Source organism: Vibrio limimangrovi, from assembly GCF_054064025.1.
Genome location: NZ_JBSUGF010000016.1, coordinates 83,493 through 104,458, shown reverse-complemented (window position 1 = coordinate 104,458; position 20,966 = coordinate 83,493). Strand labels below are relative to the sequence as shown.

The window sequence follows — 20,966 nt, the reverse complement described above, 5'->3', positions numbered from 1 at the left end:
TGCTGCACCAATCGTACCGGCTACGTGTGTGCCGTGAGGGCCACCGTTTTCATCCCAGTTACCAGTACCCGAGTCGTTATCACCAGTAATGCTTGCCCAGTCGAAGTCATTGTTTGAACGGTCTAAGCCCGAGTCAATCACACAGACCTTAATTGCGCTATTTGGTTGAAAAGTCAGTTGATCAGCTTGAGATTGGTATACGGCATATGGTGTCAGCTGAGTTTCACGTGCGTCTCCAATGTCATCGCTGTAGCTAAGCAGTTTACGCTTTGCGTCTTCTTCGATAAGTTGGATGTGCGGGTTGTTTAGCAGGCCTTTAACGGTTGCTAAATCTTTACCTGTAAACGTCGCTGCAAAAAATTCCTGACCTTCAACATTGATATCTGCGCCGAGTTTTTTGGCCAGGTTTTTAACCACGCCTTTGTTAGCGCTGTCAACTTGAATGATGTATCGGTCATCGGCTGCGTGTGCGCCAAACGACAAGCAAATGCCCATCGCGATAAGCGATTTATTCAAAATTTTCATAATCATCCCTAAAGAGAGTCGCATCCAGTGATCCTCTGGATGTTCAATTTTTGTTCGTTATCCTGCTGTAGAAGGATATTAAGGTGTCTGTCAAAACTATTTAGTTTTAAGCAGGTGGCTATCGATTCGTTAGCCACCTTTTCGTTTCAGTGGAAATTAATCCGCCAAGTGTTCACAGCGACCAAATTCCGCGCCAGACTTGATCTTATTAACCAGTCCATTCGGGAAGCCGGTCTTAACCGAAGCCCCGTTTTCACAAACATATACCTGAGACATGTCTACGTGGAAAGAGACTGAGTAACCTGCGAGACCACCTACCATTTTCGAGCCTGCGCCATCAAGGGATAGTGGGTTATCCATGTAGGCATTTTCCGCTTCTAATACCCCTTGTTTCTCGTAGAATTCGTCTAATGTCATCCAGCCAAGACCTTTGATGTAGATGGCACCAACGTATCCAGTTTTAACACTACCACCACGTCCAATGATCACGTCACCATTGTCGCTCATATCAGCAGGTGACATCGCAACGTATTTAGCGTAATTGGCATGAACCCAGTCAACACCGAAGTTTTCACAGAAATTACGACCTACCAATACCAGTGGCACATCGTTACACCATTCCAGACTGCCGATGTCGGTAAAGGCCGCATCGCCTTTTTTAGTGTGGTCCCACAATAGAACGTTATTTGTGTTGGTTTGCAGAGCAACTTGTTTACCGTCATAAGAAGAGGCGTAGGCACCGAGTGCTCCAGCCGCTTCATAGAGGTTAATCATTTTGCCTTCATTTACCCACGCCACCGCTTTGTTGCCACCAAGTGAACCGAGTACCACTTCGCCGTTACCTGAAATCGCATGGGCGCGAGCCCAAGAGGTTTTTGCCCAATCAACACTGCTGGTGTCTAGTTCGCGCATACCTTTTTTCTCGGTCCAGATGAACGGAACGATTTCACCTCCGAAGTATGTGACACATGTACCATTGCCATCGACGTCCTTGTATGCAGTACCAACAGCGGTATTGCCTGACGCGTCAATATCCCAACCTACTGCAGAAGAGGTGCCTTGCTGACTGCTACCACCACAAGTATTGCCGTTAAGATCACCCAAAGGTAGGACGCCATTCGAAGCCGTCCAAATGACCGGAGCGGTTACTCCGTTTTTGTCATGATCAGAATTGAGTAGAAGTTTATTACCATTCGCGCTCATTTTGGCTGAGCTAGTACTGAGAAAACTCGGCAGTGTGCTAATGCCCTTGTTTTCATCCCAAACGAACGGCGTGCTGCCTAACATGCCGATTGACGATTTACCATTTTTTGCCAAATCCGTGAGGTGTGCGTAGACAATAGGTTTGAAATCGACGCCATCTTCGTAGCCGTTAAACACTAAATCAGCTTGTTTGGTTTGACCGGCTTCTGCGACGATCGGTGTCACGTCACATGGGTCATCTGAGATAGGGTTGTTGCTTTCGTTATCATTCCAGTATTCGGCAGCAGAAAGGATCTCCGTCGTATCTGTTGGGTAGGAGCCGCTGGTGATCTCTTCGGTGTACAACACGTAACTCTGACCTGGAGTCAGACCATTGATTTTAAAGTACCCATCAGGACCGACTTTGCCTTGGGTTAAGTTACCCGATTGCACTGATATCGCATCAATCAGAGGGTCATTTACATTACGGGCGATGATGTTTACACCGCTGTAACCAGTAGAACCATCTTTTAAGTGCAGAGTGCCTTCAATTGACCCCAATTGGCTCAGATATTCTTGAGTAGGGTAAAGGTTGGAGATCGCCACACGGTCATCCGATACGTTCACAGTGCTTTGCGCTACCGCACCTGCACCATGGTGGCCGATGAACGGATACATGGTCTCAATGATCTCAGGATCAGCGCGGTTTACTGCGCTTTTTGAGTCATGAGCATAAACCGCTTCTACGTCACACCCTGCAACACCAGGGAATTTCGGTGAAGCTTGGGTACTGGAGTAACCTATATGACCATTGGTTTGCGAGTGAGACAGGTTGATCGCGTGTCCGATTTCGTGCGTAAACACGCCAGCAATTTGCAGGCCTTCATTGTCATTATCCCATACGTTCCAACCGTTGATGACGGTCGTTGCTTCGATAATCTTGTTGTTACCATCGACAATTTTTGGGAAGGAGATACCTAATACGGATTCCTTAGAAACACCGAACATATTTTCTAAGATGCTGCCATCGGTATCGTAAAGTACCCAAAAGCCATAGCCATTTTGTTGAGTATAAAACGGTAGTGCATTTGAACCCGTTACGTCAGCAACGCCTGTTTGCGATTCAATTGTGATGAGATTCTCTACATCGGCGCTAAACGTTGACGTTTCAACATTATTCCACTGACTGAAAGCAAACTGAGTGATTTGTCGTGCTTGCTCAATGGATAAAAATGGCGTCGTGCCATCGTAGTCGTACGTAAAAGCTTCGCCGCCATCGACATAGATGGGAATTGGGCCATTAGAGGTATCCCACACGAAAGGCGTCGGGTTGCCATCGTCAGTTGTGAGTAAAGGACCACCCGCTTGTACCGCACTGGTCGTAAGTAGAGCTGCAATCGCAATTGTTAATGTATTACGTTTCATTATTTCATCTTCCCATTGCTGATCCACTGCTCAGATACGGCTTTACCCAGAACACTCATAAATTCAGGCGCGTTGAAGGCACCTTGAGTCTCTACCATTAGCTGTTCTGATTGAGTCAGCGTGTCTTCAGCAAACTCTAGATTGTCAAAAATGCCTTGGTTATTAAATTCGTTGACTACCTTGCCACCTTGGAGGATGAACTTACCGTTCGCCAGACCTGCGGTAGAGCGCAAGCCTGTCAATGACGCTGCTTTATGCATGAAGACGACAACGACTTCGTCTTGGTGCCAACGAGGGAAACCTTCTGGAGTCATCGCTATCATTTTGTTGCCATTTGGCAGAATACGAGGCTTAAGCAAGCCAAATTGACGGAATGTGTATTCAGAGCCCTCGGCGTGGTTACCTAAAGCCGCTTCGCCTACTTTGATGGTGACTTCTGTGTAAGGGAAGCCTTGTTCAGAAATGCCATCAGTGACGCTTTGAACCTGACCCGAAATAATACTTTCAGAATCAGCGATGAGTTGTTTTAGGTTCTGTGATTGGAGCTGCGCCGCTTGTGCGACAGATGTGAGCAGCGTGAACGCTGACAGCAACACAGCCATCTTTGATCTGAGTTTCATTAGTTATCCTTGACTATATATTTTTAAGCAATTTATTCAGGTAGATCCTCTACCATCAAATCAAAATAACGAATGACCTTACTTTCTGATATCAGGGAATCCCTGATTTTTTAAATTGTATGAGATTCAATGAAAAGTACGCGAAGAATAGGGCGGTAGTGTAAAGGTGGGAATATTTCGGGCTACATCTTACTCTTTAGTGGATATATGCTTGTTTTTGAGCGACATAACATTTATGGTGTCTCTTGTTGCCGTTTTTATCTTATTTTTGTGATCTAGAGTACTTGCTCAACAAGTCTTTAGTTTTATGGTTGACCTTGCTTCCAAAAATTTAAAGCTTAAGTAAGACCGCCTCCACGACAAGAATCTAATTAACCATTGTAAATCGGTGTTAATTACTAACGTTTAGTCCTATCTGTAAAATAGTTAATCAATAAACCAATCAGTAGCAGTAGATATTGCTACGCTCTTAATTTAGTCCTGTCTATTTATTTAAGTTGATATAAAAAATCAATAGTGTTATTCAAATGTAAATGAATGCATTAAGGATAAATGCGCACTCTTGGAACAACATACTATTTGTATGTGTACTAGTAAACTAGTTTAGTAGAGTGTTGAATTCATTGCTAGTTAAATGGTTCTATAAATCGGGGTAAGAGCCACATGGATTGTGCAAAATTAGAAGATCCGTATAAATGGATACGGTTTCTTAATGAAAAATTACAAGTTAGCAAGGAAGAAGAGAGAGCCAGTATATCAAGGGAGTTGCATGATGACCTTGGTCAGGTACTAACCGCTATACAAATCAACTTACAGCTACATAAAAAAGAACATTGCAATAATAGTAGTAGAGTTGATGATTCGATTTTATTGATTGAGGATGTTATAGAAAAAGTGCGACATAAATCTGCTGAACTGAGACCTGGTATTATCAGTGAAGTGTGTTTTATCAACGCAATTAGGCGTCTTCTTGAAAAAATGTCTTCGACATTAAACAATAAAATAGAATTTAAATTCAAAGAACAATTTCCAGATATAAATCAACAATTAAAAACGGACTTATTCAGAATAATTCAGGAAGCAGTAAATAACGCCATCCGCCATGCAAATTCGAGTAATATCTTAGTTAATCTAGATTTTGATAAAGATAAAGTTACTGTCGAAATCTCTGATGACGGGATTGGATTTGAAATAGATAAAATAAAACGTAAAGTTAATACTCACCTACATCTAGGTCTACTGGGTATAGAGGAAAGAGCTGCGCGTCATAACGGAAAAATCCATATCCAATCAGAGTTAAATGCTGGAACAAGAATATTGGCAGAATTGAATTATGATATATACAAGTAAAGTATTCATTGTTGACGACCATGATATAGTCAGAGCAGGGATCTGTAGTTTATTAAAAACACTGCCAAATATTGAGGTGGTTGGGGAGAGCAATACAGGTTTAAATTTGATCCCTAACTTGAAGAAATTAAAACCAGATTTACTTATTCTGGATATTTCAATTGTAGGAATCAATGGAATAGAGCTAATTAGTATCATCAGAAAGCATAAGATCCCCGTTAATATTTTGATGCTCTCTATGCATAAAAATATCGAATACGTTGCAAGAAGCTTAAGAAATGGTGCGCAAGGATATTTACTTAAGGATTCAGCCGTAGAAGAATTAGAACTGGCGGTCGCTTCTGTCATGAGTGGTGGAAATTATATTAGCCGAAAGATAGATAAGTCTATGCTCAATGACCTGTTGGGTAGAAGACCAGATGCGGTACCTCTGGACTTATTAACCAGCAGACAAAGACAGATTCTTCAATTAATCGTTGAAGGTTATTCAACAAACAAAATAGCAGATGATACTTGCATCAGTATCAAAACGGTTGAAACTCATCGTTCAAACATCATGAAGAAGTTAAATATCTCTGATATTCCTAATCTTGTTCGATTTGCTATAGAGAATAAGATACTAGTTACAACTACTTAAGTGTTTATGCTTATCAGTTGTTATGTTCGAAACAGACAAAATGAAAAGGGCGATGATTCTATGAATTATCGCCCTTTCTAATAGATACAAAGCAGAATTATGCTGAAACAAATATCAAGAAGTTTTCAATGGGGAATTACTTAAAGATCTCTGGCTTGTTGGTAATCATAATCGCCATACAAATTGTAGAGCGACTTTTGCACACTATTCGAGAAGATAGACTAAAATATCAAAGTGTTTGCGTATACGGATGAAGGTTAAAAAATGAAACATGCGATTTATGCTGTAATGATGGCCGTTGCACTATTTGGTTGTGAAAAGAGTGATAACGCAACGGATAGTGTAAAAGAGTCAGTTACTGAAGCTGTGGATAGTGCACAAGAGTCAGCGGCTGAAGTTATGGATAAAGTTCAGGAAACCGCCAGCGAGGCGACTGAAGTTGTTCAAGAACAGATGGACGCTATGCAGGAACAAGCCGACTCTGTTACGTTTGATTTCGAACAACTCGCAGCAACCTCTGAGGTAGCAAAGGCGTTTTCAGAAGCAGTAAAAGAGGCAATGAATGTAGATTTTAGTGATTCTCAAGCCGTTGAGAGTGCGACAAATAGCGTTGCTAACAGCTATCAATGTTTTGTCGAGTCGACATCTGAATCGGAAGCAGACAGTACTGTGAGCGGTATGATGGCATCAATGGAGAGCGACGAAGTGAAATCATTGATAGAAAAAGCCATTGAATATGCGAAAGCTAGCGGTGAGTGTGTTATGTAGTTGTTTTGATTGGCTATATTAGGGGCTGAAATGTATTCATTCACTTAATGGTTGATATAAAGTGAATTCATTCGCTACAATCAGTCACGTTTAAGGGAGTAGCCTTCCTCTTTTGAAGAGGAGTGAATATCAACAGTCTCCAAGCAACACGCTTGTGGTATTCACGTTCACTACGTTCTGGCAAGACTTAAGCAAAACATCGATTCGGGTAGGGTCGGAGTTTTGCTTGTCGTTTTGCCTACCCAATTGATAAAAGGAAACCTACTGTGAGAGTATGGTGTGCTTTGTTTTTTGGGGGCGTTCAACAAGAGAACAGGGAAATTCTCTCATTTTCCAGTTTTGCTCAGTTAATCCACTTACCAGCTTCGATCTCCCCGCACATTGACACCTTACTTATTTATTTTCGACAACAGAGCGTCTTGAACCCAGTTGTATGGCATAAATTGCTATGGATTCTAGAGCCTCGTCTGTGACTGCCAATCTTGTTCTTGATGATTTTTTCAGACTTGTATACCGCTTTCTGAGTGGTGCTTTACGTTGTCTGTTGATTCAAGTTGGTGGTTATTTTCTACTTTCACGTTATCTCATTTAGGTGTAATCAACATGTTATTGTCAATATTGGCCATTGTTGCTGGCTTCGCGTTGCTTGTGTGGAGCGCAGATAAATTTGTAGAGGGCGCAGCCGCAAGCGCCAACTACGTGGGAATGCCGCCACTACTCATCGGTATGTTGGTCGTGGGATTTGGCACGTCAGCCCCTGAAATGGTGGTTTCTGCAATGGCAGCAATGGATGGAAATCCTGCGCTGGCTTTGGGAAATGCGCTTGGTTCTAATATTGTAAACATCACTTTAATACTCGGCGTCACAGCGATCATTGCTCCGATTGCCGTCCACTCAAGCATTATTCGCAAAGAGTTACCTATCCTTTTGATGGTTACTCTCGTGATTGGGGGGATGTTGTGGAACCACCACATTAGTGCACTTGAAGCCTGGATATTGATAGGTGGTTTCTTTCTACTCATAGGCTGGTCGATCTGGAGTGCTATTCGCGCAAAAGGCGATCATTTAGAGCAGGAGATGGATGAGGAATTAGCCAATCAGGCGATGTCGCTCAAATCGTCGATTTTTTGGCTGGTTACAGGTTTAGTGTTACTCATTATCAGCTCGAGAATTCTCGTATGGGGAGCGGTTGAAATTGCCCAGCAACTTGGCGTCAGTGATTTGCTTATTGGTTTAACTATCGTTGCGTTAGGTACCTCTCTTCCTGAACTAGCCGCATCTATTGTCGCCGCTCGTAAAGGTGAGCACGACATTGCGGTTGGAAATGTGGTTGGCTCGAATATGTTTAACTCGTTAGCCGTAGTCGGGATTGCGGGCACTATTGAACCGATCTCGAATATAGGTGCAGAAGTATTCTGGCGTGACTGGACGTCAATGATTTTTGTCACGGCACTTCTACTGTTAACCGCTGTGCGCTTTGGGAAGGCACAAACTATCTCTCGCGCAGAAGGCTTATTGCTTTTATTGTGTTACGTAGCCTACAACGGTTATCTCGTTTACAGCGCGGTATAAATTATAACAACATGGGTAAGGATAAAGGCATTAGCCATGTGAATCCTTCCTCTTTGGCTCGGTCACTTAAGATTAAACTCTGGATCAGGTGACTGAGCGAATACAAAGGATACCCTTCTGTGTTAATACCTTTGATATGTCGTCGATTACTCTATTGGTCTCCGACGAATACTCTGTTAAGTAAGGAACAACGTGCCTGAAATAAAAACGCTATCGCTATTTGTACTGACGGCTATAGCAGAAATTATCGGATGTTATCTCCCTTATTTATGGCTGCGAGAAGATAAATCAGCGTTGTTACTCATTCCAGCAGCACTAAGTTTGATGATTTTTGCTTGGTTATTGACGTTGCATCCGACTGCCGCAGGACGCGTTTATGCGGCTTATGGTGGCGTGTATATTTTCGTTGCGTTATTTTGGTTATGGCTTGTAGATGGAGTACGTCCGACAGTTTGGGATCTCGTCGGAGTGAGTGTGGCATTGATTGGGATGGGGATAATAATGTTTGCGCCTCATGCAAAACCATAGTGACGAATAACTACTATTCAATGCATTAGGTTATTCGCTTGTTTTAGTTTGGTATTGCATTGAATGTTACATCCATTTCCTGCTTCAAAAGGAACTGAATCCGCGTCCTCTTACTTTAAAATGTCAATAAATCAAAGAATCATTGCCCTTCCTCACCATCTGTTAATAGCGATCTTAACACGTCGGGAGAAGAGGGTAGCAGTCCGACTTTTAAGCCAAATGGCCTGAATACCTTGTTGAGAATCTCTGTATTGTAGCTTCCCCGATCATTCTCTATATCTGAGAGTGTTTTTCTTGAGACATCGACAAGTCTTGCGAACACATCCTGTTTGAGTCCCAGTATATTAACGCGTAAGCTTTTCAACGCTTGGCCTTGTGTTAGCTCTCCAAGTAATAAGTGTTTGATGATCTTGTTTGCCTCGGTTTTGCGTTCTGCTGCATTTACTGCTTTGGCATTTTTTGAGGCTTTCGATCTGGTCGGAGTATTAAGTGGAGAACGCTCTTCGGTCGAATAAGTTGTATTCTTCCCGGTCTTGGCCTGCTGCTGATTTCGGCTTGCTCTTAGACGAGCCACCGTTTCTTGTACGGACTCTTTGTTGCTTGGCTTATTCATAGTAGCCCCCATTTAGTGAGCTTTTCTGATATATAATTAAGTCCAACGGCTGGCATCTCCAAGATTTGTTCTGGCACTCCTTGTAAAGTCAGTCTCTGCTTCAGGTCAATGCATTTTCTTGCAGTTACCTTTAGCTCTTGTAATAACACTTCCTTTGGCACGAGATCAGATAAGGTATCCGCTATTCCGACGAAGTCGTAAGTTCCGCCAACCTCTAGTGGGGCTTTCCATTTTGTCGTTCTTGGAATTCCTTCAGGGTCAGCTTTCATTGGTGCGAAATCGTAAATGGGAGCAAGTTTTATCACTCCATCACCCTTTAAGAATGAGGTGTTTCTGCCATGGTTGTCACTATTACCAAACAAGATGTTGAGTAGATCTCTCTTCACCCATTCAATGACGAAAGCTTGGGTGTCAAACATATATCCTTGGTGTTTAACCATATTACTTTCAGTGATTTTTTCTATGAGAGTTCGGATGGTCGTTTCGTGGTCAAGAGTGACTCCTGCGCCTTTGTTCAAAATGGAATACACAGATTCCATGCCAAATCTCTCTATCTGTTGATTAGTAATTTGAACATCAAATCGAGGAAGCCATAAGGAAGGATAGCTTAATCCTTCCTCCAAGCGCATACCTTCGGTGGAGATTGTTTCGACCCCCATATCAGTTAGCGCGTGGTAGAAGTAGAACTCTGCTCTTAGAATATTACAGTCTATGGTGCTTCTTGAGCCTCTAGGGTACTTTACTAAGTAATGTAAGTCGTGGTTGCTATTGTCATCTTGGTATGGATCAATCCATATTTTTTCGCTGCCAGATTTATGATCGAAACCACATCGGAGGATCAGTTTTGGCGCTTCACCTCCAGCCCCTGTTGCACCACCTGCGGCTGCCCCTCTTTGCTGTGCATAGTCGAGGAAATCACCTGCTCTATTTTTAACATCATCCACAGAGAAGTAGAGGTTGTCTGCTACTTCGTAGCGTTCAGGAAGAGAGTCTTTTATTCTTAAGTTGCCAATAGGCGACATCGTGCCAAACTTGAGCAAAACATAGTCTTGCTCGTCTGAACTAAGATCTTCAATATCTAGGTGTTTAACCCAGTATCGTCTACTAGCGCCGCTAGGCATAATATCGTCTACAAACTTTAACCATCCAGGTTTACCCATGTCATCAAAGAAGAACGAGACAGGGTGGTTTAGTGAAACAGCGTGAAAGTCATCTTTATCAAGATGTTCTAGTGCATAGTCGCTGAGGTAGTTGAGTTCTGTCACTCGGAAATTATGTTGGCTACTTTTAGGGAACGAGATGATCCCAATATCTATCCATTCACCTTTGATAAAAGCTTGTACGGTTAGTTCTTCCATCGACAATACCTCTACTTAGCAATGAGTAAAACTTTACGCTTAAAGTCCTTTACCTTCAAGTTATGAGTAACTATTTACTCATTAATGTGTAATGAGACTCTTTGTGAGTAAATAGTTACTCATAACCTGTAAGTCAAAATTGTTGATGAGCCGAATGGATGGTTTTAGCTATGAAAGCTGCGATAGGGAGTGGGGCGTTAATTGTTTGTTCAGTCATGCAGGTTGTTCGTAATATGTTTTAGTACCAAAAGTGAGTACAAACTGCCTAAACACGAAGATAGAAATACAAAAAGGGCGATAACTCAGAGAGTTATCGCCCTTTCCAAACGTTTGGTGGAGCTGGGGGGAGTTGAACCCCCGTCCGAAAACCTTTCATCATTGGTACTACATGCTTAGTCGATCTTTAAATTCACCACCCACCTGCGAACCGACACGCTAATGAATGACTATCCTGAATTATAATTCGCCGTTCATCTCTCAGGCGGGAGAATCCGGGCTAGCTAGTTTGGGTTTGACTCTTTGTAATTCCCCGTCTTACAAGCGGAAGCTAGGGCAAAGAGGCTCTGAGCAGGGTATTAAGCTGCTAGTGCGTAGTTTTCGTCGTTTGCGACTATTTTTTTGCGGTTTGTTAACGAGGCCTACCGCACCTCGGCATGCACCTCAGACTTCTGAATTCCCGTCGAATCCTAAATCAGCCCCAAGGTATTGTTCGCATAGTAACAGAAAAGTATTAGCTGTCCAGCCCTATGCGTTTAAGTGGTCAAGATTAACGCAGTGAACTCTTCATTACGCGCGCTTTTTCTCTTGCCCAATCTTTTTCTTTTAAATCCGTACGTTTATCGTGCAGCTTTTTACCTTTTGCTACGCCAATTTTTATCTTCACCCAAGAGCGAGACCAGTACAGAGAAAGTGCTATTAATGTCATACCTTCACGGTTCACACGACCGAGTAGGTTGTCGAGTTCACGACGACTCATAAGTAATTTACGCACACGGGTAGGGTTCGCCACTACGTGTGTCGATGCCTGATTCAAAGGAGTGATTGTCATGCCACTCACAAAGGCTTCACCGTTACGCATGTATACGTAACTTTCTGAAATATTGGCTTTACCTTGGCGAAGGGCTTTCACTTCCCAACCTTGGAGCTCTAAGCCAGCTTCGATTTCATCTTCAATGAAATACTCGTGGCGAGCTTTTTTGTTAAGCGCGATAGTGCTACTACCCGCTTTTTGTTTTGATTTTGTCTTTGCCATAATGGCCTCATTATACGGCTTGGATATCGGTTAGGAAATCCTTTTGTTTGCGCAATCGCTGAATAAAAGTAAAATTGGCTCTCGCTTTTAATCTGGACATGTATCGATAGGAGTAAGTATGAAGCAAATCAGCCGTTCAGCGTTGGTATCGTTTAGTGCAGAGCAGATGTTTGATCTGGTCAATGATGTTGCTAAATACCCTGAGTTTCTACCTGGTTGCTCGGGATCTAGAGTCATAAACGCTTCGGATGATGGTATGGTGGCTTCTGTAGATGTGGCGAAAGCTGGGATCAGTAAAACCTTTACCACTTCAAATGAACTTATTCCTGGCGAGTCGATCATGATGAACTTGGTTGATGGCCCTTTTAAGACTTTACGTGGCGGTTGGTTTTTTACTGCTCTGGATGAGCAAGCTTGTAAGGTTGAACTCAAACTAGAATTTGAGTTCTCTAGTAAAATGATCGAATTGGCTTTTGGTAAGATTTTTAACGAGCTGACTAGCAACATGGTCAATGCCTTTACTAAACGTGCGAAACAGGTGTACGAGTGTTATGAGTATTGAATCAGATATGATTCATGTTGAGGTTGTTTACGCCTTACCACATGAACAGCGTGTGTTTAATCTAGTGGTGAATAAGCACGAAACGGTTGAAGAGATCATTAGTCTATCTGGCGTGCTTGAGCTATATCCGGAAATTGATTTATCGAAGAATAAAGTTGGTGTATTCAGCCGTAATGTGAAGCTGGATGCGACGGTGCGTGACAGAGACAGAATCGAAATTTATCGTCCACTACTTGCTGACCCTAAAGAGATTCGCCGTAAACGTGCGGAACAAGCGAAAGAGGCGGGCAATGCCGAACCAGTTACTGGTAGTAAGACTAACGCAGTACGTAAGAGTTAAACTCAGAATTACTAAAAAACCTCCCAATTGGGAGGTTTTTTGTATAAAGGTTTGATTTACTGGATTTTCTCGTAAAACTCGTCGCTTTTCGGGAAGTCACCGTTAATGTCAGCCAGTGTACCCTGATCATCGAAGTTAACGACGAGGTCTTTCTGAACAGGATCACCGTGTCCAGGGGTGTGATGGTATATGTAATACCATGTGTTTGGATAACCGTTCTCGATAAGCATTGGCGATCCAAGTACGAAGCGAACCTGTGCTTTAGTCATCCCAAACTTTAATTTATCTACCGCACTTTGTTCTACATAGTTGCCTTGGTTGATATCAATGCGATAAACCAGTTTTTCTAATACCGAACATCCTGTCAGCAATGTCATTGCTAATGGTACGGCAACTAACCACTTCTTTAATTGCATAATAATTTCTTACTAACCTTTAAAATACTGCGCTGATAATAAACAAGCTCGACGCAGATGTAAAAAGCTATGCGTCGTATGGTAGGGAATCTGACAACGAATTTTGAGTTGAGTTGCATTTATTGCTAGATATTCACTCACGTTCACTGTTAGAGATGTTTTAGCACAAGCGTAAAGGTAGTGGAAGTTGGGGGATAAACAAAGAGTCATTGGTACTTCCAATGACTCTGTAGAATAATTTATGCAGCGATAAGCAGTTCTTTGGCATTAGCAAGGGTTGAGTCGGTAATCTGACTACCACCGAGCAGACGGGCTAATTCTGCCACACGTTGTTGTTCATCCAGAGCATGCATTTGGGTCTCTGTTTGTCCTTTTTTGGTGTGCTTCGCGACAAACATTTGCTGATGGCCACAACCTGCTACTTGCGGAAGGTGAGTCACACATAATACTTGTGTCGATTCCCCTAGTTTACGAAGCATTTTGCCAACTACAGCTGCGGTTGGCCCGCTGATACCTACGTCCACTTCATCGAAGATCAGGCTAGGAGTATCTACTTTCTGAGCCGTGATAACTTGAATCGCTAACGAGATACGCGATAACTCACCACCAGAAGCGACTTTCGCTATTGGTTGTAGTGGTTGGCCTGGGTTAGTTGAAACTAAGAAGCAAACACTGTCCATACCCAATGGAGAAGGGTGCGTATTTTCGTTATTTACTTCAATATTGAACACGGCTTTTTCCATGCTTAATTCGTGCATGCTTTGGGTGATGAGTTTATTCAGTTCTTTTGCGTAACGGGTGCGTGATTTATTCAGTTTCTCGGCTGAACTTAAGAAGTTTTGGTATTTTTGTTCAACTTCCTGAGCGAGTTCATCGAGTCTTTCATCAGAACAATCCAAAGCTTCTATTTGTGCTAATAAATCCTGATGATGCTGGTAAAGCTCTTCTGGCATAACGTGGTGTTTACGTGCCATCGACATGACTTTGGAAAAACGTTCTTCCACATATGCCATGCGGCCGGGATCGACATCGATACCATCAAGGTAATTGCGCAGTTCGTTCTTAGTCTCTTCCAATTGAATCATGGCTTCCGCTAACATATTTGGTAGCTCAGACAGTTTCTCGTCCAACTCTGCTAGTTGGATTAGGGAGTGATTGGCTGATTGCAAAATACCAAGCGCATTGACTTCTTCACCTTCGTAAATAAGTTCGATGGCTTGCTGACAGGTAGCGGCGAGCTCACCACTGTTGGACAGTCGTTTGTGCTCTTGTTCGAGTTCTGCAAATTCTTCTTCACCTAGCGATAGCTCATTCAGTTCTTTTATTTGGTATTCAAGCAACTGCTTTTGTGCCTGATTCTGCTGGCTATTTTCCTTTAGCTGTCTGAGATTATTGTCTGCTTGACGCCAGTGTTGATAGGCACTTCGAGTACTTTTTAGTAGATTTAAGTGACCAGCATATTGATCCAGCATGGCCATCTGATGATCACTTTTCATCAATTGATGATGAGCGTGCTGACCATGGATGTTAATCAAAAGCTGCCCGAGTGATTTTAGTTGTGAAAGTGGTACTGGGCTGCCATTGATGAAGGCTCTTGAGCGGCCTTCTTTCGTGATGATGCGACGCAAAATACATTCACTGCCATCGAGCAGATCGTTATCTTCTAGCCAACGCGTTGCATGTAAGTTGTTATCCAGTAAAAATGCGGCACTCACTTCGGTTTTTTCTTCTCCCTGTCGCACCATGCCTGCATCGGACCGCCCACCTAAGCAGAGGCCTAAGGCATCAATTGCAATAGATTTACCTGCGCCTGTTTCACCTGTAATGGTGGTCATTCCCTTAGAAAGCTCGAGTTGTAAAGACTTAACAATCGCAAAATTATTAACACTTAGATGAGCCAGCATTTTTATCTACCTGTATAACTGAACAATACTGTATAAGAAAACAGTATATACTGTTTCTTTATACAGTAAAGGTGGGTTTGAACTTTTTTATTGCTGGTACGATTTTTTGTGATGAGGTAGGAAGAATAATGCTCTGTGTCATTATGATTTATTTAAATTGAAAGAGTTACGGAAGTGGTTCTAAAACTTGTCGGTACGTAGAGTGATGGGGGTAGGTAAGTAATGCCTAGCTGGATAATCAACAAGCGCAAGCGGTATAAAGGCTTGCGCGGTGTAGATTGGGAAGGGGGCTAAAACAGTTTACTTGACCAGCCCAGTTTGTTTCGCAAAACGTGATAGTAACTGTAATCTTTCGGGTGGATCAGTTTTAGTACGTTAGGGCTCTGGTATATGTGGATCTCATCACCAGGGGAGACTGGCAACGAAACTTGTCCATCACAACTGACTTCTTGCGTGCCACGATTTTCTGGAGAGACCAGTAATTTGATACGACGATTGCCATCGACAACCAATGGGCGGCTGGAAAGCGTATGTGGGAACATTGGCACTAAAGAAATTGCGTTTAGGCTCGGTGAAAGGATTGGGCCACCACCAGAAAGTGAGTACGCGGTTGAACCTGTTGGTGTCGATACGATTAATCCATCAGCTCGCAGTGAAAAAGCGAAGCTTTCATCAATATAAACTTCAAATTCAATCATATGTGCGATTTGGCCAGGGTGAAGAACCGCTTCGTTTAAGGCGGCGTTATGGCTTTTTATTTGACCATGACGATGCACTTCTGCTTCTAGCAAGAAACGCTCTTCCTCAATGTATTCACCATCGAGTACTGCTTTGAGAGCCGCTTGAAAGTCATCCGGGTTTAAATCGGTTAGAAAGCCTAAATTACCTCTGTTAACACCGATAACGGGCACGTCAAAGCGTGACAAAATACGTGCGGCGCCGAGCATATTACCGTCACCACCAACCACTATCGCAAGGTCTGAGTTTTTCCCTAACTCAACTAAACTCGCAAACTGTTTTTGCGGGATCTCGTCTAAAATTGCAGCAAGACGATCGTCAATAAATACTTTGTAACCTTCGGAGGTCAACCATTGATATAACTCTCTATGAGTCTGAATCGCTTGTTGATCTCTTGGTTTTCCGATAATCGCGATCACGTTACATGGATTTTTCATAGCATTTCCGCATTAAAGAGGCTTGAATCAGGAATCTTCATCCCCATAATAATGGCAAGTTAACTAAATATGCGAATTTTTATGTGGTTAAAATCCACAGAACACGCATTGCTTTAAGAGAATTACGTTGAATTCTGGAGATATCATGAGCAACGAAGAAAATAAAGTTACCGAAGAAGAGCTTGATCAAATCATCGAAGAGGCTGAAAAAGCTGAAGCAGCAGCTCAAGAAGCTGAAGCTGAACTTGAAGACATTGGTGATGAGAAAGACGCTAAGATTGCTCAACTAGAAGCGGCGCTATTGTCTAGCGAGACAAAAGTTAAAGATCAGCAAGACTCTGTTCTTCGAGCAAAAGCAGAAGTAGAGAACATGCGTCGCCGTACAGAGCAAGAGATCGATAAAGCTCGTAAATACGCGCTGAACAAGTTTGCAGAAGAACTGCTTCCTGTGATTGATAACTTAGAGCGTGCAATCCAAGCGGCTGATACAGAAAACGAAGTGATTAAGCCGGTACTTGAAGGTGTTGAGCTTACTCATAAAACGTTTGTCGATGTTGTCGCTAGGTTTGGATTGAAAGAAATTAATCCTGAGGGTGAAGCGTTTAACCCTGAGCTACACCAAGCGATGTCGATCCAAGAAAGTCCGGATCACGAATCAAACACGGTTATGTTCGTAATGCAAAAAGGTTACGAGTTAAACGGCCGTGTCGTTCGTCCTGCAATGGTAATGGTTGCTAAGTAAGTTTCTTTACTGGTGAAATAATCCTAAAAATGCCTGTTACATTGTGACAGGCATTTTTTTATACAATTCATTGCATTTTGCCGCTTTACTGCCTTAAAAACCAAAATTTGATCTTCTTCATAATTTTTCTTATTGGGAATGTTTTTTCCAATAGTAAATTTCCGTTCAATTTTCCCCCGCATTATGAAGTTTGGCTTCATAACCTATTGTAATTACAAGGGCTGAAAACACTTGTGTTGAAATCTTGTTCAGAACGTGGTGATTTTTGCTGAGATTTTCTGTTAACAAAAATGAAAAGATTCACTTTATTTTGTAACTTCTCTGTGTATGATTTGCGACGTCTGCTTCATATTTAAGCAGATATAACTATAAAAACGTAAATAGTAAACATAACGTATTGGAGATTTACGATGGATAAATCGCTTTCTAAAAAGATTTTTATAGGTTTGTTTGCCGGCTTAGTGCTGGGGACGGCTATTCAGTATTTGTTTAGCGGTATTGCGATTTTTGATACTTATCTGCTTGGAGCCGCAGAGGGCGCAGGCGGTATGTTTGTATCGCTTATCAAACTGCTTGTGGTTCCTTTGGTTTATGTCTCAATTGTATGTGGTATTGTCGATCTTAAAGATATCAGTGCATTTGGACGTCTTGGTGGTAAAACTTTCGCGCTTTATATCGTCAACACGATTATTGCGATTGCCGCGGCACTGACGGTTGGCCTTATTTTCCAACCAGGAGCGGGTGCGAACCTTGCGGGAACGATTTCTGAATCCGTTCACCTGACCACAACTGAAACGCCGGATATCTTTTCTCTGGTAGTGAATATTGTACCTAGCAACCCTATTCAGGCGTTTGCAAGTGGTGACATGCTACAAATCATTTTTATGGCGATTCTGACTGGTCTGGCAATTCAAGCTCTGGATTCTCGTGGTGGTCCGGCTATTCGTACCTTTAAAATGGCGAACGAAATCATGATGAAACTCGTTGGTCTGGTTATGAGCCTAGCGCCTTACGGTGTATTTGCTCTCATGATTCAACTGGGTGCAACGTTGGATGCGAACACGCTGATGTCTGTCGCTGGTTATGTCGCGCTCGTCGTGTCGATGCTGGTATTCTGGATTTTCTTCTTCTATCCAGTTGCGGTCGGTCTTGCGACAGGTACTTCTCCAAAGACCTTCTTACGTGCGACACATGAACAAATTCTGTTCTCTCTATCTACGGCAAGTTCAAACGCAACGATTCCTGTCACCATGCGCACCCTGACAGAAAAACTGCAGGTTTCAAAATCAGTGGCTGGTTTCGGTGTACCACTAGGTGCAACCATGAACATGTCTGGCGTATCTATTTATATCGCATTGGCAACGCTGTTTGTGGCAAACGCTTTTGGCCAGCCAATTAACACAGCCGACATTTTCACCCTTGGTTTGACGATCCTTCTGCTATCGATTGGTGCGGGTGGTGTTCCTGGCGGTGGTGTTGTGATGGTTGGCGTCTTACTTCACCAACTAGGTTTGCCGCCTGAAGGTTTAGCAATTGTTGCAGCCGTTGACCGTATTAATGACATGTTCTGTACCTCTTCTAATGTTGTCGGTGATACGGCGGTAAATACTATCGTTGCGAAATCAGAAGGTGAGATAGGTAAAGAAGAAGTTGTTGATGCAGAGCCTGTTCAGGCAAGCGCGTAATGTTCTGAATATCTTTACGATATCAAACAGAAAGCGAGTCCATTGGGCTCGCTTTCTGTTTTAAGTAAGTAATTAGAGGCAGTTAAAGCGGTGATTTACCCAGCGACGATTCTGTGACGTATTGCCAACTAATCATAAAGAAAGCCAATAAATTAGAAAAAAGACGCTTTTTTTTAATTCTGCCCTTGAAAAGCATTTTGCCGCCCTTATCTATGTGGCATAGAGAAGCAAACATTGATTATTTTTGTTTGTGAGCAAGGGTTGAAACCCGATTCTCCTCCCCCCACATTGGGGTTATAACCAGACGAAAATAGAATTTATTCGGAGATAGCCAGATGGGTAAAATCATTGGTATTGACTTAGGTACTACTAACTCATGTGTTGCTGTATTAGACGGCGACAAACCTCGTGTAATTGAAAACGCAGAGGGTGAACGTACTACTGCATCGGTTATTGCTTACACTGATGGTGAGACACTAGTAGGTCAACCAGCGAAACGCCAAGCAGTAACTAACCCAGAAAACACGCTATTTGCAATTAAGCGTCTTATCGGTCGTCGTTTTGAAGACGAAGAAGTTCAGCGTGACATCGAAATCATGCCTTACAAAATTGTTAAGGCAGATAACGGTGACGCTTGGGTAGAAGCGAAAGGCCAAAAAATGGCAGCTCCTCAGGTTTCAGCTGAAGTTCTAAAGAAAATGAAGAAAACTGCTGAAGACTTCCTTGGTGAGCCAGTAACTGGCGCAGTTATCACAGTACCTGCTTACTTTAACGATGCTCAGCGTCAAGCAACAAAAGATGCTGGCCGTATCGCAGGTCTAGAAGTTAAACGTATCATCAACGAACCAACAGCAGCAGCGCTAGCGTACGGCCTGGATAAGAAAGGCGGTGACCGCACTATCGCTGTATATGACCTTGGTGGTGGTACATTCGATATTTCAATCATCGAAATCGATGAAGTTGAAGGCGAGAAAACGTTCGAAGTTCTAGCAACTAACGGTGACACACACCTAGGTGGCGAAGACTTTGATAACCGTCTAATCAACTACTTAGTAGGCGAGTTCAAGAAAGAGCAAGGCATTGATCTTAAGAACGATCCACTAGCGATGCAGCGTGTTAAAGAAGCAGCAGAAAAAGCGAAAATCGAGCTTTCTTCTACTACTCAAACTGACGTAAACCTACCTTACGTTACTGCAGACGCGACGGGTCCTAAGCACATGAACATCAAGGTGACTCGTGCGAAACTAGAATCTCTAGTTGAAGACCTGGTACAACGTTCTCTTGACCCTCTAAAAGTCGCTCTGGCGGACGCTGATCTATCAGTAAACGACATCACTGACGTAATCCTGGTTGGTGGTCAGACTCGTATGCCAATGGTTCAAGCGAAAGTTGCTGAGTTCTTTGGTAAAGAAGCACGCCGCGATGTAAACCCTGATGAAGCAGTAGCAATGGGTGCTGCAGTTCAAGGTGGTGTACTTGCTGGTGAAGTGAAAGACGTACTTCTTCTAGACGTAACTCCACTGTCTCTGGGTATCGAGACAATGGGTGGCGTAATGACTAAGCTAGTTGAGAAGAATACAACTATCCCAACTAAAGCGAACCAGGTTTTCTCTACAGCAGAAGACAACCAGAACGCAGTAACTATCCACGTTCTGCAAGGTGAGCGTAAGCAAGCGAACTACAACAAGTCTCTAGGTCAATTTAACCTGGAAGGCATTCAGCCTGCGCCACGTGGTATGCCACAAATCGAAGTAACTTTCGACCTGGATGCGGACGGTATCCTGCACGTATCAGCGAAAGACAAACAGACTGGTAAAGAGCAGAAGATCACTATCCAAGCTTCTAGCGGTCTGAGCGATGAAGATATCGAGAAAATGGTACAAGAAGCAGAAGCTAACAAAGAAGCGGACAAAAAGTTCGAAGAGCTAGCAACTGCACGTAACCAAGCAGACCAAATGATTCACGGTACTCGTAAGCAAATTGAAGAAGCAGGTGATGCACTTCCGGCTGAAGAGAAAGAGAAGATTGAAGCTGCTATTTCTGAGCTAGAAGAAGCGCGTAAAGGCGAAGATAAAGAAGCTATCGACGCTAAAGTTCAGGCGCTTATGACGGCTGCTCAAAAACTGATGGAAATCGCTCAGCAAAAAGCTCAATCACAACAAGGTGCTGAAGCAGAGTCTCAAAAGTCTGCTGATGACGATGTTGTAGACGCAGAGTTCGAAGAAGTTAAAGACGATAAGAAGTAATTCAACGTTAGGGTAGTTTGCTGCGGTGGCAGAAAATTGCCCGGTTGGAAACTCACTTATCTGAAT

19 protein-coding genes and 1 other RNA gene are annotated in these 20,966 nt (G+C 42.9%); 10 read left to right on the top strand and 10 right to left on the bottom strand.

Annotated elements, in window-relative coordinates; all coding sequences use genetic code 11:
• The 3 genes from ACWYU8_RS19570 to ACWYU8_RS19560 all read right to left on the bottom strand — a co-directional run.
• Positions 1 to 525, bottom strand: a 525-nt coding sequence (locus tag ACWYU8_RS19570; RefSeq protein ID WP_457521432.1) for a S8 family serine peptidase, incomplete at its 3' end; no start/stop codon positions are given.
• A gap of 156 nt (positions 526 to 681) precedes the next feature.
• Positions 682 to 3,132 (bottom strand): hypothetical protein, encoded by a 2,451-nt coding sequence (locus ACWYU8_RS19565; RefSeq protein WP_457521431.1) that lies wholly within the window; start codon positions 3,130 to 3,132, stop codon positions 682 to 684.
• Positions 3,132 to 3,752: a hypothetical protein gene (locus ACWYU8_RS19560; protein ID WP_457521430.1), complete on the bottom strand. Its 621-nt coding sequence runs from the start codon at positions 3,750 to 3,752 to the stop codon at positions 3,132 to 3,134. Before ACWYU8_RS19560 ends, ACWYU8_RS19565 begins: the two co-directional genes overlap by 1 nt.
• A gap of 663 nt (positions 3,753 to 4,415) precedes the next feature.
• On the opposite strand from ACWYU8_RS19560, the gene ACWYU8_RS19555 reads away from it, so the two are divergent.
• From ACWYU8_RS19555 to ACWYU8_RS19535, 5 genes are all read left to right on the top strand, one after another.
• Positions 4,416 to 5,102 (top strand): sensor histidine kinase, encoded by a 687-nt coding sequence (locus ACWYU8_RS19555; protein ID WP_457521429.1) that lies wholly within the window; start codon positions 4,416 to 4,418, stop codon positions 5,100 to 5,102.
• A complete protein-coding gene (locus ACWYU8_RS19550; RefSeq protein WP_457521428.1) occupies positions 5,086 to 5,739 on the top strand; it encodes a response regulator in 654 nt (217 codons plus the stop codon). Before ACWYU8_RS19555 ends, ACWYU8_RS19550 begins: the two co-directional genes overlap by 17 nt.
• A 264-nt stretch (positions 5,740 to 6,003) precedes the next feature.
• Positions 6,004 to 6,507 carry a hypothetical protein gene (locus tag ACWYU8_RS19545; protein ID WP_457521427.1) on the top strand — a complete coding sequence of 168 codons (504 nt, stop codon included), beginning with the start codon at positions 6,004 to 6,006 and terminating at the stop codon, positions 6,505 to 6,507.
• A gap of 603 nt (positions 6,508 to 7,110) precedes the next feature.
• Positions 7,111 to 8,079: a calcium/sodium antiporter gene (locus tag ACWYU8_RS19540; RefSeq protein WP_457521426.1), complete on the top strand. Its 969-nt coding sequence runs from the start codon at positions 7,111 to 7,113 to the stop codon at positions 8,077 to 8,079.
• A gap of 192 nt (positions 8,080 to 8,271) precedes the next feature.
• On the top strand, positions 8,272 to 8,607 hold the full coding sequence (locus ACWYU8_RS19535) for a YnfA family protein (RefSeq protein ID WP_457521425.1): 336 nt from the start codon (positions 8,272 to 8,274) through the stop codon (positions 8,605 to 8,607).
• A 139-nt stretch (positions 8,608 to 8,746) separates the two neighbouring features.
• On the opposite strand, the gene ACWYU8_RS19530 is transcribed toward ACWYU8_RS19535, so the two are convergent.
• From ACWYU8_RS19530 to smpB, 4 genes are all read right to left on the bottom strand, one after another.
• On the bottom strand, positions 8,747 to 9,232 hold the full coding sequence (locus ACWYU8_RS19530; protein ID WP_457521424.1) for a helix-turn-helix transcriptional regulator: 486 nt from the start codon (positions 9,230 to 9,232) through the stop codon (positions 8,747 to 8,749).
• Positions 9,217 to 10,578: a type II toxin-antitoxin system HipA family toxin gene (locus ACWYU8_RS19525; RefSeq protein WP_457521423.1), complete on the bottom strand. Its 1,362-nt coding sequence runs from the start codon at positions 10,576 to 10,578 to the stop codon at positions 9,217 to 9,219. The genes ACWYU8_RS19530 and ACWYU8_RS19525 overlap by 16 nt, the downstream gene beginning before the upstream one ends.
• A 331-nt stretch (positions 10,579 to 10,909) precedes the next feature.
• Positions 10,910 to 11,277, bottom strand: a transfer-messenger RNA (tmRNA) gene (gene ssrA, locus ACWYU8_RS19520).
• Between the two features lie 67 nt (positions 11,278 to 11,344).
• On the bottom strand, positions 11,345 to 11,830 hold the full coding sequence (gene smpB / locus ACWYU8_RS19515) for an SsrA-binding protein SmpB (RefSeq protein ID WP_457521422.1): 486 nt from the start codon (positions 11,828 to 11,830) through the stop codon (positions 11,345 to 11,347).
• Positions 11,831 to 11,948: 118 nt separating this feature from the next.
• Here smpB and ACWYU8_RS19510 point away from each other — a divergent pair, with 118 nt between their 5' ends.
• Both ACWYU8_RS19510 and ACWYU8_RS19505 read left to right on the top strand, forming a co-directional pair.
• Positions 11,949 to 12,392, top strand: coding sequence for an SRPBCC family protein (locus tag ACWYU8_RS19510; protein WP_444494021.1), 444 nt, complete (start codon positions 11,949 to 11,951; stop codon positions 12,390 to 12,392).
• Entirely contained in the window at positions 12,382 to 12,732 is a 351-nt protein-coding gene (locus ACWYU8_RS19505; protein WP_457521421.1) for an RnfH family protein, read from the top strand. Before ACWYU8_RS19510 ends, ACWYU8_RS19505 begins: the two co-directional genes overlap by 11 nt.
• A 56-nt stretch (positions 12,733 to 12,788) precedes the next feature.
• Here ACWYU8_RS19505 and bamE read toward each other — a convergent pair whose 3' ends face one another.
• From bamE to nadK, 3 genes are all read right to left on the bottom strand, one after another.
• Positions 12,789 to 13,148, bottom strand: a complete 360-nt coding sequence (bamE, locus tag ACWYU8_RS19500; RefSeq protein ID WP_444494023.1) for an outer membrane protein assembly factor BamE — start codon at positions 13,146 to 13,148, stop codon at positions 12,789 to 12,791.
• Positions 13,149 to 13,387: 239 nt separating this feature from the next.
• Entirely contained in the window at positions 13,388 to 15,052 is a 1,665-nt protein-coding gene (gene recN, locus ACWYU8_RS19495) for a DNA repair protein RecN (RefSeq protein ID WP_457521420.1), read from the bottom strand.
• Positions 15,053 to 15,342: 290 nt separating this feature from the next.
• On the bottom strand, positions 15,343 to 16,227 hold the full coding sequence (gene nadK / locus ACWYU8_RS19490; RefSeq protein ID WP_457521419.1) for an NAD(+) kinase: 885 nt from the start codon (positions 16,225 to 16,227) through the stop codon (positions 15,343 to 15,345).
• 145 nt (positions 16,228 to 16,372) lie between these two features.
• On the opposite strand from nadK, the gene grpE reads away from it, so the two are divergent.
• The 3 genes from grpE to dnaK all read left to right on the top strand — a co-directional run bounded on the left by grpE (position 16,373) and on the right by dnaK (position 20,900).
• Positions 16,373 to 16,969, top strand: coding sequence for a nucleotide exchange factor GrpE (grpE, locus tag ACWYU8_RS19485; protein ID WP_457521418.1), 597 nt, complete (start codon positions 16,373 to 16,375; stop codon positions 16,967 to 16,969).
• Between the two features lie 410 nt (positions 16,970 to 17,379).
• Positions 17,380 to 18,654, top strand: a complete 1,275-nt coding sequence (locus ACWYU8_RS19480) for a dicarboxylate/amino acid:cation symporter (RefSeq protein ID WP_457521417.1) — start codon at positions 17,380 to 17,382, stop codon at positions 18,652 to 18,654.
• 335 nt (positions 18,655 to 18,989) lie between these two features.
• Positions 18,990 to 20,900 (top strand): molecular chaperone DnaK, encoded by a 1,911-nt coding sequence (gene dnaK / locus ACWYU8_RS19475; RefSeq protein WP_457521416.1) that lies wholly within the window; start codon positions 18,990 to 18,992, stop codon positions 20,898 to 20,900.
• Positions 20,901 to 20,966 lie beyond the last annotated feature (66 nt).

Coding starts and splice junctions, on each gene's coding strand:
- ACWYU8_RS19565 (WP_457521431.1), bottom strand. CDS start 3,132: ATGAAACGTAATACATTAACAATTGCGATTGCAGCTCTACTTACGACC.
- ACWYU8_RS19560 (WP_457521430.1), bottom strand. CDS start 3,752: ATGAAACTCAGATCAAAGATGGCTGTGTTGCTGTCAGCGTTCACGCTG.
- ACWYU8_RS19555 (WP_457521429.1), top strand. CDS start 4,416: ATGGATTGTGCAAAATTAGAAGATCCGTATAAATGGATACGGTTTCTT.
- ACWYU8_RS19550 (WP_457521428.1), top strand. CDS start 5,086: ATGATATATACAAGTAAAGTATTCATTGTTGACGACCATGATATAGTC.
- ACWYU8_RS19545 (WP_457521427.1), top strand. CDS start 6,004: ATGAAACATGCGATTTATGCTGTAATGATGGCCGTTGCACTATTTGGT.
- ACWYU8_RS19540 (WP_457521426.1), top strand. CDS start 7,111: ATGTTATTGTCAATATTGGCCATTGTTGCTGGCTTCGCGTTGCTTGTG.
- ACWYU8_RS19530 (WP_457521424.1), bottom strand. CDS start 9,232: ATGGGGGCTACTATGAATAAGCCAAGCAACAAAGAGTCCGTACAAGAA.
- ACWYU8_RS19525 (WP_457521423.1), bottom strand. CDS start 10,578: ATGGAAGAACTAACCGTACAAGCTTTTATCAAAGGTGAATGGATAGAT.
- smpB (WP_457521422.1), bottom strand. CDS start 11,830: ATGGCAAAGACAAAATCAAAACAAAAAGCGGGTAGTAGCACTATCGCG.
- ACWYU8_RS19510 (WP_444494021.1), top strand. CDS start 11,949: ATGAAGCAAATCAGCCGTTCAGCGTTGGTATCGTTTAGTGCAGAGCAG.
- ACWYU8_RS19505 (WP_457521421.1), top strand. CDS start 12,382: ATGAGTATTGAATCAGATATGATTCATGTTGAGGTTGTTTACGCCTTA.
- bamE (WP_444494023.1), bottom strand. CDS start 13,148: ATGCAATTAAAGAAGTGGTTAGTTGCCGTACCATTAGCAATGACATTG.
- recN (WP_457521420.1), bottom strand. CDS start 15,052: ATGCTGGCTCATCTAAGTGTTAATAATTTTGCGATTGTTAAGTCTTTA.
- nadK (WP_457521419.1), bottom strand. CDS start 16,227: ATGAAAAATCCATGTAACGTGATCGCGATTATCGGAAAACCAAGAGAT.
- grpE (WP_457521418.1), top strand. CDS start 16,373: ATGAGCAACGAAGAAAATAAAGTTACCGAAGAAGAGCTTGATCAAATC.
- ACWYU8_RS19480 (WP_457521417.1), top strand. CDS start 17,380: ATGGATAAATCGCTTTCTAAAAAGATTTTTATAGGTTTGTTTGCCGGC.
- dnaK (WP_457521416.1), top strand. CDS start 18,990: ATGGGTAAAATCATTGGTATTGACTTAGGTACTACTAACTCATGTGTT.